Origin of the sequence: Streptomyces sp. CC53, from assembly GCF_001865245.1 — a bacterium.
Taxonomy (GTDB): domain Bacteria; phylum Actinomycetota; class Actinomycetes; order Streptomycetales; family Streptomycetaceae; genus Streptomyces.
This window is the reverse complement of sequence record NZ_MKXB01000151.1, coordinates 137,972-152,783: the sequence shown is the minus strand read 5'-3', so window position 1 is coordinate 152,783 and position 14,812 is coordinate 137,972. Positions and strand designations below refer to the sequence as shown.

Below are 14,812 nucleotides of genomic sequence, written 5' to 3'. Positions count from 1 at the left end.
GGTGGTGCTGGTGGCGCCAGTGGTGGCGGTCGTGCGGGCACGGTCCGTGCGGCCCGCCGGCCGGTGAGCCGGCCGGCCGGCTGACCGATAGGCCGTGAGCGGAGGCCCGGGGGCACTGCCCCCGGGCCTCCGCTCACGTCGTCGCGTGCGTCGGCTCCTCAGTACTTGCGGGCGAACACGGCGTACGACGTGTCCTCCCCGAACGGGGCGGACAGCAGCCGCTCCTCGCCGTCGACGCGCTCGACCCTCAGCACTCCGGGACTGCTCGGCGCGGCGTTGAGGGAGTTCGGCCGGCATTCCCTGTCCGACGCGTCCGCGTCCAGTTGCAGCGGCCCGACGAGCACCAGGTCCCCGCTGCCCGCGAGGACGCCGGTGCTCGCGCAGGTGAGGGTGCGGCCGGTCCGCTCGCCGGTCTCCTCGTCCAGCTCGGGGTTGCTCTGCACCAGTCGCAGCACGGGGGCGCCGATCGGGCCCTGCGTGATGACGAGCCGCTCGTCGTAGAGGTCCGGCGGGGTGTCCGGCACCTCCTCCTCCGCTTTGCGCTCCCAGGTGCCGACGAACCGGTCCGGTACGACCTCCGGGCCGGACTCCACCTTCCGGAGGGTCGCGCTCGCCGTGCCGGACCGCCATTCGAGGACCTGTGCGGAGCGCAGGGTCAGGGTGTGGCGCGGGGCGGGCGTGCAGCGCTCGGCGGGCAGGCTGAGGGTCACGTCGCTCCCGGTCAGGGTGATGCTCCGGCCGTCGCTGCCGCTGTCCGTGAGGGCGGAGCGGCCCAGGCACAGCCGGTCGGCGGTGAGGTTGCTGTAGGAGGCGGTGGTGTCACCGGGGCCGATCTCGATGCGCAGGGTCTCCTGCGGGTGGTCGGCTGCGCCGCGGACGGCGCCCTCCCACGCCCCGGCGAACGCTGCGGGCACCTCCTTCCCGCCGCCCGTGCCGATGCCGCCCGTGCTGTCCGTCCCCTCGCCGTTGCCGCCCGGGGCGTCCCCCTCCGGCCAGTAGGCGACGGCGAGGGCCGTGCCGCCGAGGGCGAGCGCGAGGGCCGCGCAGGCCCCGGCGAGCAGGGTCCGGCGCCGTGGCCTGCGGGGCCTTCGGGCCGGGCCCGGGTCGGCCGGGGTGTCCGCGCGCGGGTCGAGTGCGGCCGGGTGGTCGGTGGGCGTCGGGTCGCCGTCCGCGTCGAGCAGTCGGGCGGCGTGCCGGCCGAGCCCGGCGAGCACCTCGGCGGGCAGCCACGTGCCGTGCGGCGCGCCGTCGTGGGTGGTGGGGGCGTCGGCGGCCTCGTCGGCCGCGGCGGCCAGCTCGCCGGCGGTCGGCCGGTCGGCGGGGTCCTTGGCGAGGCAGGGCCGTACGAGCCCGTCCAGTTCGGGCGGCAGCCCCGCCAGGTCGGGCTCGTCGTGCGCGATGCGGAACATCATGGCGTGGACCCCGCTGTCGGCGGTGCCGAACGGGGCGCGGCCGGTCGCCGCGTACGCCAGGACGGAGCCGAGGCAGAAGACGTCCGACGCCGGGGTCAGCCGCTCGCCGCGCACCTGCTCGGGCGACATGAACCCGGGCGAGCCGACGACGGCCCCGGTGCTGGTCAGGCCGCCGTCCGTGACGGTGTCGACGGCGCGGGCGATGCCGAAGTCGATGATGCGGGGCCCGTCGACGGCGAGGAGGACGTTCGCGGGCTTCAGGTCCCGGTGGATCAGCCCGGCGGCGTGGACGCGCTCCAGGGCGCGGGCGACTCCGGCGGTGAGGGCGCGGACGGTGGCGGGCGGCAGCGGGCCGTACTCGGCGCCGACCACGGACTTCAGGGAGGGGCCCGCCACGTACCCGATCGCCACCCAGGGGGCTTCCGCCTCCGTGTCGGCGCCCAGCACGGGTGTGGTGCCGGTGCCGCCGACCTTCTCCAGCGCGGCCACCTCGCGGGCGAACCGGCGCCGGAACTCGTCCTGCGCCGCCAGCTCGGGGTGGACCACCTTGACGGCGACGGTGCGGCCGCCCGCCGAGCGGGCCAGGTAGACGCGGCCCATGCCGCCGGTGCCGAGCCTGCCGAGGAGGCGGAAGGGGCCGATCGTGGCGGGGTCTTCGGTCGTCAGGGCTTCCACGTCCGGATCCTCGCACAGCGGGCGCGCGGCGAAACGGCCGGAGCCGGGTGAGGGGGTGCGGGGCCGGGTGCGGCGGGGGCCGGAGCGCCGGGGGCCGCCGGGGCGTGCGGCCGGGTGCCGCTGCGTGGTCGTACCAGTGGGGTGGCGTGCGGCGGGCGGTGGGTGCGCCGGGACGTCGGGGGTGTGCGGGCGGGTGCCGCGAGGTGGCCGTACGGGCGAGCCGGGGGCGGCCGGCGGCCGGGGTTCGTCCGACGAAGGGCGAATCCTGGTCCAGACCTTGACAGGTCCAGACCAATCCCGGGAGGGTGTGCGGCACCCCCACACGAAGGAGTGATGTCATGTCACGACGCTTCGGAGCGGTGCTGGCCGCCTTCGCGCTGGCGCTCGGCTTCGCCGCCCTCCTCCCCGCCGCCCCCGCGCAAGCCGCCGAGTGCGCCGCCCCCTGGAACTCCTCGTCCGTCTACTGGGGCGGCAACAACGCCTCGTACGGCGGCCGCAACTGGCAGGCCAAGTGGTGGACCCAGAACGAGCGTCCCGGCTCCGCCGACGTGTGGGCGGACCAGGGGGCCTGCGGCTCCGGCACCCCCGACCCCGGTGACCCGGGCGACCCGGACCCGTCGGGCTTCGTCGTCTCCGAGGCGCAGTTCCAGCAGATGTTCCCGAACCGGAACCCGTTCTACACGTACAACGGCCTCAAGGCGGCCCTGGCGGCGTACCCGGCGTTCGCGAACACCGGCGGCGCCACGGTGAGCAGGCAGGAGGCGGCGGCGTTCCTGGCGAACGTCAGCCACGAGACGGGCGGCCTGGTCCACATCGTGGAGCAGAACACCGCCAACTACCCGCACTACTGTGACAGCGGCCGGCCCTACGGCTGCCCGGCCGGGCAGGCCGCGTACTACGGCCGGGGCCCGATCCAGCTCAGCTGGAACTTCAACTACAAGGCGGCGGGCGACGCCCTCGGCATCGACCTGCTCCGCGACCCGTACCGCGTGGAGCGGGACGCGGCCGTCGCCTGGATGACGGCGCTCTGGTACTGGAACACGCAGTCCGGCCCCGGCACGATGACCGGGCACCACGCGATGGTCACCGGCGCGGGCTTCGGCCAGACGATCCGCTCCATCAACGGCGCCCTCGAATGCGACGGCCGCAACCCGGCCCAGGTGCAGAGCCGCGTCACGAAGTACCAGCAGTTCACGCAGGTCCTCGGCGTCCCGACGGGCGCGAACCTGTACTGCTGACCCGTCCCGGGCCCGCTCCCGGGCCTGCCGGGCGCACCGGGGCGCCTCCCCGCCCGGGACACCGCGGCGGCCGCGGAACGACGCGGCCGCCGCGGTGCGCTGCGGGCCGCAGGTGGCGTACGGGCCAGGCCGCCGGATCCTCCCGGCGGCGCCGCCGGGGCGTCAGTCCCCGGTCCCGGCGGGCCCGTCGTGGGCGGCCGTGTGCTCCAGGACCGCAGCGGCCAGCGGGGCGACGACCGGGGCGGGCAGGGCGTGGCCCATGCCGGGGATCCGCACCAGGCGGGCCGCCCCGATCACCTGCGCCATGTGGTGTGCGTGCACCGGCGGCCAGACGATGTCGGCGGGCGCCTCCAGGACCAGCGTCGGCACCTCGTTGCGGGCCAAGGCCTCCGTGCGGTCCAGGCCCGACGGGTCGGCCTGCGCGTGCGCGGTGCCCGCCCGGTGGTGCCCGGTGTGCTCGATGATCCGCAGCTCCAGGGCGCGCGCCTCGGCCTCCCCGAAGGGGATCTCGTCGCCGCCGATGAGCTGCCAGTGCGCGACCCGCCAGGCCAGCTCCGCCTCCAGGTCGAGCTGTTCGGAACCGCGCTGCGCCCACATCTCCATGACCCGCGCGTCCATGTGGGGCAGTTCCCCGGGCGGGGTCCGCGTGCCGTCCGGCCGTACGTACGGCGTGCTGCTCAGGGCGCCCGTCCCCAGCAGCACGGCCGTCGCCACGCGCTCCGGGTGGTCGGCCATCAGCAGCTGCACCAGCAGCCCGCCCATCGACATGCCCACGAGGTGCGCCCGCTCGACGCCGAGCGCGTCCAGCACGGCGAGGGCGTCCCCCGCCAGGTCGGCGACGGCGTACGGCTCCTCCTCGAAAGACCACGTGGACCTACCCGTGTCCCGGTGGTCGTAGCGGATCACCCGGTGCCGTACCGCGAGGGCGTCCACGAGGGCGTCGGGCCAGGCCAGCCCCGACGCGGCCGCACCCATGACGAGCAGCAGCGGGGGCGCCTGGGCGTCACCGGTCTCCTCCACCCACAGGCTGACACCTGCCGCCACCTCGACGACGTGCTCCCGCCTCATGCCGTGTCCCCCTGACGTGCGGTGATCGTTTGCCCTCCCCAACGTAACAGCGCCCGGCGGGTGTTGGCGGCCCGAGCGGCGGGCCCGGACGGCCGGAGAGCCGCAGGGGCGGCGGGCCGGACGGACGGCGCCGGCCCGCGGTGTCGGGCTCGGCACCGGCGCGCCTCGAAGCGGGGGAGCCGCCGGGCGCCCGCAGAAGCTGCGCGGGCCCGCCGCGGCCGGGGGAGCGGCGTGCGGCGGGCCCGCGGGCCGGGGAGGGCGGTGGAGGAGATCCCGTCGGATGGTCGTGTGCGGTTCGTCAGACGGTGTAGGCGGTCCAGCCGATGACCTCGTCCACGTGCTTGCCGTCGCTCGCGCCGGTGCGGGCGCTGTACAGCTCGTTCATGCGGATGAGGAACCCGGTCCTGTCCACGTGGTGCAGTCGCACGCCCGGCGTCTCCGGCCCGTTGAACGTCTGCACGGTGGTCTGCACGACGACGTCCGCGCCCTGCGGGAAGGGCGTCGGGAAGTCGATCCGGGTGAACGTGCTGGTGCGGCCGCCCGTCGTCTCGGTGGCGTGGTCGGAGCGCAGGGTCACCTTGCCGGACTGGATCATGCTCATGGAGCTGTCTCCCTACTGCCTGTGCGGAACGGGACGGCGCCGCCGCGGACCCCGCGGTGCGGCGCTCGGGGAACAGCCTGTCCTGTCGCGGACCCCTCCGCTCTGGGCTGCCGCAGGGTGGCGGGAACACCCCCGGCGGACCCGCCACATTCGGCCGCCGGTGCCCGGGTGCGGCCGGTCCGCGATCAACGCCCCGCCTCACCGCACCGGTTGCCTCCTGCCTCCGCCGCACCATCCGTGCCGCCCCGGCCTGGCGGATCGCCTCTCACCCACTCGGACCAGACGTGGCCGGGAACAGTCCGCCCGTGCGGAACGCCCGCGGTGACCGTTCAGACGAAGACCAGGCGCACGACGGTGACGGTCGAGACGCTGCGGCTGACGTAGTAGCGGATCACCACGCCCGACACGGTGGCCTCGCGGCGGTCCTCGTCGCGGTCTATCGGCGCGGAGCCGTGCCCGTACGGGTCGGGCGCCAGCCACGCGAGCATCCCCGCGTCGAAGCGGGCGCGCAGCTGCGCCTCCATCGAGTCCAGGGCCAGGTCCGCGGGAGGTGCGTACTGGAGGCGGTACCCGGTCACGCGCCGACGTCCTCGCCGCGCGCCAGGCGCGCGAACAGCTCCGCGTCCTCCGCGTCCGCGTCCGTCGTCGACAGCGCCCACCGGGCCAGCGTCAACGGCAGCTCGGCGACCGGGACATGGGGGATCTCCGCGTCGAACGCCTTCGCCCGGTCCTCGTCCAGCGCGGCGCGGATGGCGGCGATGGTGCCGGGCAGCTCCACGAGCTGCCCGGCGATGACGGTTCTCAAGAACCCGTGGCGCCCGCGAGGAACGCCACCCAGGCCGACGGGGCGACGGCGAACGTCCCGCCGTCAGGGTTCTTGGAGTCCCGCACGTGCACGGCATCCGCGCAGGCAGCGACCTCGACGCACTCGCCGCCGCTGTCACTGCTGCGGGTCGACGTGCGCCAGGGGGCGGCGACTTCCACGCAGTTGCCGCCGCTGCCACTGCTGTACGACGACGTGCGCCAGTCGAAGGCCACTTCGACGCAGTCGCCGCCGCTGCCGCTGCTGTAGCTCGACTTGAACCACTGGAGGGTGCTGCTCATGGCTGATCTCCTGCCAACCGCTCGATGAGACCCAGCGATTCCCTCGGATCCAGGGCCTGTGACCGGATCCTCGCATACCGCTGCATGTACGTGCTCACCTTCGCCGGGTCGCTGATCAGGAGGCTCTCGTCCTGGGGCTCCAGGTACACCACGTGCTGGTGCTCCGGGGTCTCCAGGACGTTGAGCTGGCCTCGGTCTCCTGCGTACTCGCCGTGCAGCCCGCAGTCCAGGGGCAGTACTTGGATCGTTACGTTTCGCTTCCGGGCATACGCCGCGAGGTGCTGCAACTGCCCCCGCATGGACTCCTGGCTGCCGATGGAGCGGTGGAGGGCCGCCTCATCCAGCACCAGCTCGATGTGGGCGACCGGATCGCGGTCGAAGATCTCCTTCCGGGCCATCCTGGCATCCACCAGCTCTTCCACGCGCTCCTCGGAGACGATGGGGAAGCTGCCCCGGATCAGCGCCCGCGCGTACTCCTCCGTCTGGAACAGCCCGTGGATCACCGGCGTCGCGAAGAGGTGCAGGCTCACCGCCTCGCGCTCCAGCAGGGCGTACTTCTTGAACTGCTGCGGGTACTTCTCCACCCGCATCGGCACCCGCGCCTCCTCGAAGAAGCCCATGCCGCCGCCGATGGACTGCTCCAGCTTGACGAGCATCTGGTCGCTCGCGGGCTGGGCGCAGGTCTCCACGCCGCTGACGGCCGCGCCGGAGTAGCCGATCAGCTCGCCCAGCTCTTCCTGCGTGAGGCCCTTCCGCTTGCGCAATTCGCGCGTCATGTGCGCGACGAGCCTGGCTGTCGGGGTGGCATTTTCCTTGTTCTCGCGACCCGCAATTTCCGCTCCCCACTCGGACTCTACCGGTCTCAACCGGACTCAACCGATCGCCGTCGATTTCGACTGCCTGACAGGGCGTCGCCGCAGGTCAAGCGGGCAATGACGACTGTCCGGCAGGTAAGGGAGACGGTAGCGACAAGGGTCCACAATGGTCCCGTGAATGCTTCGATTCGCCGGGGAGAACTCGGCTGGGTCCCCGCCTCCGGTATCCAATTGCGGAAGGCAGGCGTGCAATTCGACGCCGTGCGTGTGGACGGGGACGACGGGCGCCGGGTGGCCGGGTGCCTGGAGCGGATGACGAACGGCGACCCGGGGCCGATCGTGGCCGAGGGGAACGGGCGGCGCGGTACGTACTTCCTGCTGCCGCCCGGCAGCACGGTGCGCAACCGCTGGCCGGCCGCGGCCGTGCGGTTCAACGGGGCCGGGCCGGAGCGGAGTTACGTGCCGGTGCCCGCCCTGGCCGGTGACACGTGGCCGCTGTCGTGGCTGTGTCCGCCCACCGAACCGGGGCGGTTCGTGCACCCGCTGCTGCTGTGCAACGCGATCGTGGCCGTGCTCGTGGTGGCCCCGGCGGCGGAGGAGTACGTGCGGCGGGCGGCCGGGGCAGGGTGAGGGACCGGCCCGCCGCTGAGGGGAGAGCGTCGGCGGCCCACTCCGGCCCCGCAGGCCCTGCCGCACCCGTCCCCGTCAAGCCCCGGGGCCTGCGTGGCCCTTCGCCACGACCACCGTCGCGTCGCGCTCGTCGCAGGTCAGGACGCGCGCCTCCAGGGCCCCGGCGGAGGCGTCCCGGACCGCGCGCACCGCGGCGGCCACCTGGCGATCGCTCGTCTCGAAGAGCAGCGCGCCCCCGGGCGCCAGCCAGGCCGGGGCTTCGGCCGCCACGCGGCGGGCCACGTCCAGGCCGTCCGGGCCGCCGTCGAGGGCCACCGCGGACTCGTGCAGCCGGGCCTCCGGCGGCAGCAGGGGAAGCTCGGCGGTCGGCACGTACGGGACGTTCGCCAGCAGGACGTCCACGCGGCCCCGCAGGGCCGGGGGCAGCGCCGCGAACAGGTCGCCCTCGTACGCCGTCCCGCCCAGCGGCGCCAGGTTGCGGCGGGCGCAGCGCACCGCGGCCGGGTCGATGTCCGCCGCGTGCACGGCGGCCCGCCCGCCGAGCGCGGCGGCCAGCGCGGCGCCCAGGGCGCCCGTACCGCAGCACAGGTCCACCACCAGGGGGGCGGGCGGGGCCAGTCCGGCCGCCCGCTCGACGAGGAACTCGGTGCGGCGGCGCGGCACGAACACGCCCTCGTCGACGGCCACCCGCAGACCGCCGAACGCGGCCCAGCCGACGACGTGCTCCAGCGGGTGGCCGTCGGCCCGGCGCGCCACCAGGGCGTCCAGGTCGGCGGGTGTGCGGGCGGCGGCGAGGAGCAGCTCGGCCTCCTCCTCCGCGAACACGCAGCCCGCCCTGCGGAGGCGGGCCGCGACGGCGTCGGCGGTCTCGGCCGGGATCAAGCGGTGAGCTCCTCGTACGCCGTGGGGTCCGAGTCGTGGAAGAGGCGGAACCACGCGTCCAGCCTGCCGCCCTCGAAGGCCCCCAGCCGGCCGAGGACCTCGCGGGCGAACGCGACGGGCTCGGTCGCGCCCGCCGTGATCAGGTCGCCGTCCGCGACCGCGTCGGCCTCCACGTAGTGCTGCCCGCCCCGGTAGCCGGTCGCGGCGAGGTACGGCCCGAAGGAGCTGGTGTGGGGGCGGTCGTCGAGCAGGCCCTCGCGGGCCAGGCCCGCCGTCGCGCCGCAGATCGCGGCGACCGGCACGCCCGCCTCCAGGAACGCGCGGGCCGTCGCGGCGAAGGGCGCCAGGTCGTCGCCCGCGTCCCACAGGTCGGCGCCCGTCAGGATGAGCAGGGAGCTGTCCTCGGGGCGCAGGTCCGCGAGGGCCAGGTCGGGGGTGACGCGCAGACCGCCGATGCTGGTGACGGGGGCCGTCGAGGGACCGACCGTGCGGATCTCGTGGCCGGTGCGGGCCAGCCAGGCGGTGGCGTGGCCGGGTTCCCAGTCGGCGAAGGTGTCGTAGACGGCCAGATGGACCGGGTTGCGGCCGGTGGTGCCGGGTGCGGTGGCGGGCATCGCGACCTCCTGCTGTCGGTGGCTGGGGGCGACACTGTGCCGACCCGTACGGCCTCCGCCATACAAGTTGGACATGTCACCGGGGCGCCAACGCTTTTAGCTTGGCGCGTATGACTCCTCATCCTCACCCGCAGCCCGACCCGCGCGAGGGCGCCGCCGTCAAGGCCGCCGACCGCGCGCACGTCTTCCACTCCTGGTCCGCCCAGGGGCTGATCGACCCGCTGGCCGTGGCCGGGGCCGACGGGGCGTACTTCTGGGACTATGAAGGCCGCCGCTACCTCGACTTCGCCAGCGGGCTCGTCTTCACGAACATCGGCTACCAGCACCCGAAGGTGGTCGCCGCGATCCAGGAGCAGGCCGCGAAGCTGGCCACCTTCGCGCCCGCCTTCGCCGTGGACGTGCGGTCCGAGGCGGCCCGGCTGATCGCGGAGCGGACGCCCGGGGACCTGGACCGGATCTTCTTCACCAACGGCGGCGCCGAGGCCGTCGAGAACGCGGTGCGGATGGCCCGGCTGCACACCGGGCGCCCCAAGGTGCTCAGCGCGTACCGGTCGTACCACGGGGCCACGTCGACGGCGATCAACCTGACCGGCGACCCGCGGCGCTGGGCGTCCGACACCGCGTCGGCGGGCGTGGTCCGCTTCTGGGGCCCCTTCCCGTACCGGTCGGCGTTCTACGCGCAGGACGAGGCGCAGGAGTGCGCGCGGGCGCTGGCGCACCTGGAGGACGTGATCGCCTTCGAGGGGCCGCAGACGATCGCCGCGGTCGTGCTGGAGACCGTGCCCGGCACGGCCGGGGTCGTGCCGCCGCCGCCCGGCTACCTGGCGGGGGTGCGGGAGCTGTGCGACCGGCACGGCGTCCTGCTGGTGCTGGACGAGGTGATGGCGGGCTTCGGGCGGACCGGCGCGTGGTTCGCCGCCGACCACTACGGCGTGGTGCCCGACCTGCTGACCTTCGCCAAGGGCGTGACGTCCGGGTACGTGCCGCTCGGCGGGGTGGCGATCTCCGGCGCGGTCGCCGCCACCTTCGAGAACCGGCCGTACCCCGGCGGGCTCACCTACTCCGGGCACCCGCTGGCCTGCGCCGCCGCCGTGGCGACGCTGCGCGTGATGGAGGAGGAGCGGGTCGTCGAGCGCGCCCGCGACCTGGGCGAGAAGGTCCTCGGCCCCGGCCTGCGGGCGCTCGCCGAGCGGCACCCGTCGGTGGGCGAGGTGCGCGGCCTCGGCGCGTTCTGGGCGCTGGAGCTGGTCCGGGACCGGGCCACCCGCGAACCCCTCGTGCCGTACAACGCGAGCGGGGAGGCGAACGCGCCGATGGCGGCGGTCGGCGCGGCCTGCAAGCGGGCCGGCCTGTGGCCGTTCCTCGCGATGAACCGGGTCCACGTCGCTCCGCCGTGCACGCTCACCGAGGCAGAGGCGAAGGAGGGCCTGGCGGCGCTCGACGCGGCGCTCGCCGTGGCGGACGGGCACACAGTGTGACGCAGACCCCTTCTAGTGACCCCCTCCGACTGGCTTAAGGTGTCCGAAACCGGACGGAGGGGACCTGCCGATGGTCGCGAGCGGATCTGTGACGCGCAGCACTCTGCGGCAGCAGATCGCGGATGCGCTGCGTGACGAAGTGCTTGCGGGGCGTCTCCAGCCGGGGCAGGAGTTCACCGTCAAGCAGATAGCCGACCAGTACGGCGTGTCCGCCACGCCCGTGCGGGAGGCACTGGTCGACCTGTCCGCGCAGGGCCTGCTCGACTCCGACCAGCACAAGGGGTTCCGCGTCCACCAGTTCACCGTGGCCGACTACCGGGGCATGGTGGAGGCCCGGTCGCTGGTCGTGGACGGCCTCTACCGGCGGCTCACCGAGCGGTACGGGGCCGCGCCCGGCGGGCGCCGCTCCTGCCTGCGGGACGCCACCCTGGTCTCCGTGCGGCGCCGGGCGGACGCCGCCGCGCGCGCGGCCCGCGCCGGCGACCTGGACATCCTCATCACGTACGACCTGCGGTTCTGGCGGGAGCTCAGCGGGCTCGCCGCCAACCGCTACGTCGCGGACTTCCTGCACCGGCTGCGCGTCCAGGCGTGGGTCTTCGCCGTGCCGTACCTGCGGGGCGACCAGCGGCTGCACGACTGGCTGTGGGACGGCCACGTGGAGCTGGTCGACGCGGTGACGGAGGGCATGCCGGAGCAGGTCATCGCGGTCATGGACGCGTACAACGCGCACGCGTTGACCTGGGCGGACCACCTGGAGGTCCTGGGCCACCGGTAGCCGGTCACACGGGTCGCACGGGTCGCACGGATCGCATGGGTCGCATGGGTCGCACGGGTCCCGCGGGTCGTATGGGTCGTATGGGTCGCATGGGTCCCGCGGGTCCCGCGGGTCGCACGGGTCCCGCGCGGGTCGCATGGGTCCCACGGGTCCCACGGGTCCTACCGGTCCCACCGGGCCGCCGATGCGCCGGTCCCGCGGTCCGCGGCACCCGGGCGCGGTCGGGTGCGGCCGCCGCCGCCCGCAGGTCTTACGGATGCGTGACGTGCGGGCGCGGCGGGCGCCGACGCGGCGGCGGCGGGCCTAGCGTCGGGCGCATGCGTGTACTGGTCACCGGCGGAGCCGGATTCATCGGATCGCACATCGTGGACGCCCTCGCGGAGCGGGGGCACGAGCCCGTCGTCCTGGACGCCCTCCTCGCGCGCGCCCACGGCGAGGGCGCCGGGGCGCCGCCGGGCGTCGTGAGAGCCGACGTGCGGGACGCCGACGCCGTGCGGGCCCTGCTGCGCGGGGTGGACGCGGTGTGCCACCAGGCCGCCCTGGTCGGCCTCGGCAAGGACTTCGCGGACGCCCCCGACTACGTCGGCTGCAACGACCTCGGCACGGCCGTGCTGCTCGCCGCGATGGCGGAGGCCGGGACGGCGGCGCTGGTGCTCGCCGGGTCGATGGTCGTGTACGGCGGGGGCGCTACGACTGCCCCGAGGACGGCCCCGTCCGGCCCGGCCCGCGCACCGAGCGGGACCTGCGGGAAGGCCGCTTCGAACCGCCGTGCCCCCGCTGCGGCACCGCACTGCTGCCCGGGCTCGTCGGCGAGGACGCGCCCGCCGACCCGCGCAACGTGTACGCCGCCACCAAACTGACCCAGGAGCACCTGGCCGCGTCCTGGGCGCGCACCACCGGCGGGCGGGCCGTGTCCCTGCGCTACCACAACGTGTACGGGCCGCGGATGCCGCGCGACACCCCGTACGCCGGGGTCGCCTCCCTCTTCCGCTCCGCTCTCGCCCGCGGCGAGGCGCCCCGCGTCTTCGAGGACGGCGGCCAGCTCCGCGACTTCGTGCACGTACGGGACGTCGCCGCCGCCAACGTCGCCGCGCTGGAGGCGCTCGGCGAGCGCCCCGGCGGAACCCTCACCCCGTACAACACCGGCAGCGGCGACCCCCGCACCGTCGGCCAGATGGCGGCGGCCCTCGCGGCGGCCTCCGGCGGACCCGCGCCCCGGGTCACGGGCGAGTACCGGCTCGGCGACGTCCGGCACATCACCGCCGACTCCTCCCGGCTGCGGGCCGACCTCGGGTGGCGGCCGGCCGTCGGCTTCGCGGAGGGAATGGCCGAGTTCGCGGCGAGCGGGCTGCGCGGGATGGCGGATGTCCGCGTTTCGTAAGCCCCAAGGCGGCCCCTGACGGTCCGTTGGTCCATACGGTGGGCGGGTGACCGAACACAACCCGACCGCGGACCTCACCGTGGACGTCGTCCTGCCGTGCCTGGACGAGGCGGAGGCGCTGCCCTGGGTACTGGAGCGGATCCCGCCCGGCTGGCGGGCCGTCGTCGTCGACAACGGCTCGCGCGACGGCTCCCCCGACCTCGCCCGCGCCCTCGGCGCCACCGTCGTCGCCGAGCCCCGGCGCGGCTTCGGCGCCGCCTGCCACGCGGGCCTCACCGCGTCCGACGCCGACATCGTCTGCTTCTGCGACTGCGACGCGTCGCTCGACCCGGGCCTGCTCGTGCCGTTCGCGGCCGAGGTGGCCGCGGGCCGCGCCGACCTGGTGCTGGGCCGCCGCCGCCCCACCGCCCGGGGCGCGTGGCCGCCGCACGCCCGGGCCGGGAACCTCGCACTGTCCCGGATGCTGCGCCGCCGCACCGGACTGCGCCTGCACGACCTGGGGCCGATGCGGGCCGCGCGCCGCACGGCCCTGCTGGACCTGGACCTGACGGACCGCCGCAGCGGCTACCCGCTGCAGATGGTGGTCCGCGCGGCCGACGCCGGATGGCGGGTCCGGGAGCGGGACGTGCCCTACCTGCCGCGCGCGGGCAGGTCGAAGGTGACCGGCACCTGGCGGGGCACCTGGCACGCGGTGCGGGACATGCGGGCGGTGCTGGCGGAGCCGCCCCGCCCGACGAAGGCGAAGGCGAAGGCCGAGGCGAAGGGGATGGCGCAGTGACCGTGCCGGACACGCGGCGGGAGACGCCGCAGGGAACGCTGCTGGTGATCGCCAAGGAGCCCGTACCGGGGCGGGTGAAGACCAGGCTGACCCCGCCGTTCACCCCGCAGGAGGCCGCCCGGCTGGCCGAGGCGGCCCTGGCGGACACCCTGGCCGCCGCGGCCGCCGCCCCGGTCGCGCGCCGGGTGCTGGTGCTCGACGGCAGGCCGGGCCCGTGGGTGCCGCCCGGCTTCGAGGTGGTCCCGCAGGCCGCGGGCGGCCTCGACGAGCGGCTCGCGGCGGCGTTCGCCGGAGCGGACGGCCCGGCGCTGGTCATCGGCATGGACACCCCGCAGGTCACCCCCGGACTGCTGCTCCAAGGGCTGGACTTCACGTCGGCCGACGCGTGGTTCGGCCCCGCCGAGGACGGCGGCTTCTGGGCGCTCGGCCTGGCCGCCCCCGATCCGGAACTCCTGCGGGGCGTGCCGATGTCCGTGCCCGAGACCGGACGCGAGCAGCGGCGGCGCCTCACGGACGCCGGCCTGACGGTCCGGGACCTGCCGGTCCTGCGGGACGTGGACCGCGCGGACGACGCCCGGGCGGTCGCCGCGCTCGCACCGGGCGGGCGCTTCGCCGCGCTGCACGCCGCACTGCTCGGCGCGGCCGTGGAGGGGGCGGCCCGGTGACCGCGGTCGGCACCGCGGGCGACGCGGTCGGCGCCGTACGGGCCTGGCGGGACGCCGACCCGTACGCGGCGGCCCTCCGCGCCGGGCGGGGCCCGCTCTTCCTGCGGCGCGGCGACGGCTGGCTGCTGCCACTCGACGTGGAACGCTGGTGCGCCGCGCCCGACCGGGCCGACGCCACGGTCCTCGAACGCTGCCGCGGCCCCGTGCTGGACGTGGGCTGCGGCCCCGGCAGGCTGGTCGTCGCGCTCGCCGCGCTGGGGCGCCCCGCGCTGGGCGTGGACGTGAGCCCGGAGGCGGTGGACCGGACCATACGGGCCGGGGGCGCGGCGCTGTGCCGGTCGGTGTTCGACCCGCTGCCCAAGGAGGGCGAGTGGGGCACGGTGCTGCTCATGGACGGCAACATCGGCATCGGCGGCGACCCGGCGGCGCTGCTGCGCCGCACCGCCGAACTGGCCGGGCCCGGCGGCCTCCTGATCGTCGAATCGGCGGCGTACGAGGTGGACGAGCGGGTGGAGGTCCGCGTCGACGACGGCCGCGGGGGCCGGGGCGCGGCCTTCCCCTGGGCCCGCGTCGGGCCGCGCGCGCTGCTGCGGCACGCCGAGGCGACGGGCTGGACGGCCCTCTCGCAGTGGCACGCCTCCGGCCGCACCTTCGCCGCGCTGCACCGGCTCTGACGGCCTCGGGGGGCCTTTCTGG

General features: G+C 75.6%; 16 protein-coding genes and 1 pseudogene. 8 read left to right on the top strand and 9 right to left on the bottom strand.

The window, feature by feature from the left end; all coding sequences use genetic code 11:
• Positions 1-158: 158 nt before the first annotated feature.
• Positions 159-2,087 (bottom strand): serine/threonine-protein kinase, encoded by a 1,929-nt coding sequence (locus BJP40_RS17010; RefSeq protein ID WP_071281065.1) that lies wholly within the window; start codon positions 2,085-2,087, stop codon positions 159-161.
• A 338-nt stretch (positions 2,088-2,425) separates the two neighbouring features.
• On the opposite strand from BJP40_RS17010, the gene BJP40_RS17005 reads away from it, so the two are divergent.
• Positions 2,426-3,325 (top strand): glycoside hydrolase family 19 protein, encoded by a 900-nt coding sequence (locus BJP40_RS17005; protein WP_071281064.1) that lies wholly within the window; start codon positions 2,426-2,428, stop codon positions 3,323-3,325.
• A gap of 162 nt (positions 3,326-3,487) precedes the next feature.
• On the opposite strand, the gene BJP40_RS17000 is transcribed toward BJP40_RS17005, so the two are convergent.
• The 6 genes from BJP40_RS17000 to BJP40_RS16975 form a co-directional block, all read right to left on the bottom strand.
• Positions 3,488-4,393: an alpha/beta fold hydrolase gene (locus BJP40_RS17000; protein WP_071281063.1), complete on the bottom strand. Its 906-nt coding sequence runs from the start codon at positions 4,391-4,393 to the stop codon at positions 3,488-3,490.
• Between the two features lie 298 nt (positions 4,394-4,691).
• Positions 4,692-4,994, bottom strand: a complete 303-nt coding sequence (locus BJP40_RS16995) for a hypothetical protein (protein ID WP_071263698.1) — start codon at positions 4,992-4,994, stop codon at positions 4,692-4,694.
• A gap of 329 nt (positions 4,995-5,323) precedes the next feature.
• Positions 5,324-5,572 carry a hypothetical protein gene (locus BJP40_RS16990; protein WP_107416797.1) on the bottom strand — a complete coding sequence of 83 codons (249 nt, stop codon included), beginning with the start codon at positions 5,570-5,572 and terminating at the stop codon, positions 5,324-5,326.
• Positions 5,569-5,799 carry a hypothetical protein gene (locus BJP40_RS16985; RefSeq protein WP_071263700.1) on the bottom strand — a complete coding sequence of 77 codons (231 nt, stop codon included), beginning with the start codon at positions 5,797-5,799 and terminating at the stop codon, positions 5,569-5,571. The genes BJP40_RS16990 and BJP40_RS16985 overlap by 4 nt, the downstream gene beginning before the upstream one ends.
• Entirely contained in the window at positions 5,796-6,098 is a 303-nt protein-coding gene (locus tag BJP40_RS16980; protein ID WP_071281061.1) for a DUF397 domain-containing protein, read from the bottom strand. The genes BJP40_RS16985 and BJP40_RS16980 overlap by 4 nt, the downstream gene beginning before the upstream one ends.
• A complete protein-coding gene (locus BJP40_RS16975) occupies positions 6,095-6,931 on the bottom strand; it encodes a helix-turn-helix transcriptional regulator (RefSeq protein ID WP_071281148.1) in 837 nt (278 codons plus the stop codon). The genes BJP40_RS16980 and BJP40_RS16975 overlap by 4 nt, the downstream gene beginning before the upstream one ends.
• 156 nt (positions 6,932-7,087) lie before the next feature.
• On the opposite strand from BJP40_RS16975, the gene BJP40_RS16970 reads away from it, so the two are divergent.
• Positions 7,088-7,543 carry a hypothetical protein gene (locus BJP40_RS16970; RefSeq protein ID WP_371258652.1) on the top strand — a complete coding sequence of 152 codons (456 nt, stop codon included), beginning with the start codon at positions 7,088-7,090 and terminating at the stop codon, positions 7,541-7,543.
• Positions 7,544-7,618: 75 nt separating this feature from the next.
• On the opposite strand, the gene BJP40_RS16965 is transcribed toward BJP40_RS16970, so the two are convergent.
• Together BJP40_RS16965 and BJP40_RS16960 are read right to left on the bottom strand one after the other, a co-directional pair.
• Positions 7,619-8,422, bottom strand: coding sequence for a putative protein N(5)-glutamine methyltransferase (locus BJP40_RS16965; RefSeq protein WP_071281146.1), 804 nt, complete (start codon positions 8,420-8,422; stop codon positions 7,619-7,621).
• Positions 8,422-9,039 (bottom strand): DJ-1/PfpI family protein, encoded by a 618-nt coding sequence (locus BJP40_RS16960; RefSeq protein WP_071281060.1) that lies wholly within the window; start codon positions 9,037-9,039, stop codon positions 8,422-8,424. The genes BJP40_RS16965 and BJP40_RS16960 overlap by 1 nt, the downstream gene beginning before the upstream one ends.
• Before the next feature lie 110 nt (positions 9,040-9,149).
• Here BJP40_RS16960 and BJP40_RS16955 point away from each other — a divergent pair, with 110 nt between their 5' ends.
• The 6 genes and pseudogenes from BJP40_RS16955 to BJP40_RS35655 all read left to right on the top strand — a co-directional run bounded on the left by BJP40_RS16955 (position 9,150) and on the right by BJP40_RS35655 (position 14,790).
• A complete protein-coding gene (locus BJP40_RS16955; protein WP_071281059.1) occupies positions 9,150-10,517 on the top strand; it encodes an aspartate aminotransferase family protein in 1,368 nt (455 codons plus the stop codon).
• A gap of 70 nt (positions 10,518-10,587) precedes the next feature.
• Positions 10,588-11,292, top strand: coding sequence for a GntR family transcriptional regulator (locus BJP40_RS16950; protein WP_071263712.1), 705 nt, complete (start codon positions 10,588-10,590; stop codon positions 11,290-11,292).
• Between the two features lie 317 nt (positions 11,293-11,609).
• Positions 11,610-12,673 (top strand): annotated as a pseudogene (locus BJP40_RS16945) (NAD-dependent epimerase/dehydratase family protein).
• Positions 12,674-12,719: 46 nt separating this feature from the next.
• Positions 12,720-13,451: a glycosyltransferase family 2 protein gene (locus BJP40_RS16940; RefSeq protein WP_071263716.1), complete on the top strand. Its 732-nt coding sequence runs from the start codon at positions 12,720-12,722 to the stop codon at positions 13,449-13,451.
• The gene (locus BJP40_RS35660; protein WP_226962541.1) at positions 13,448-14,116 is read left to right on the top strand and encodes a DUF2064 domain-containing protein; all 669 of its coding nucleotides are present in this window, start codon (positions 13,448-13,450) and stop codon (positions 14,114-14,116) included. Before BJP40_RS16940 ends, BJP40_RS35660 begins: the two co-directional genes overlap by 4 nt.
• Positions 14,113-14,790: a bifunctional 2-polyprenyl-6-hydroxyphenol methylase/3-demethylubiquinol 3-O-methyltransferase UbiG gene (locus BJP40_RS35655; RefSeq protein ID WP_071281058.1), complete on the top strand. Its 678-nt coding sequence runs from the start codon at positions 14,113-14,115 to the stop codon at positions 14,788-14,790. The genes BJP40_RS35660 and BJP40_RS35655 overlap by 4 nt, the downstream gene beginning before the upstream one ends.
• Positions 14,791-14,812: the final 22 nt, after the last annotated feature.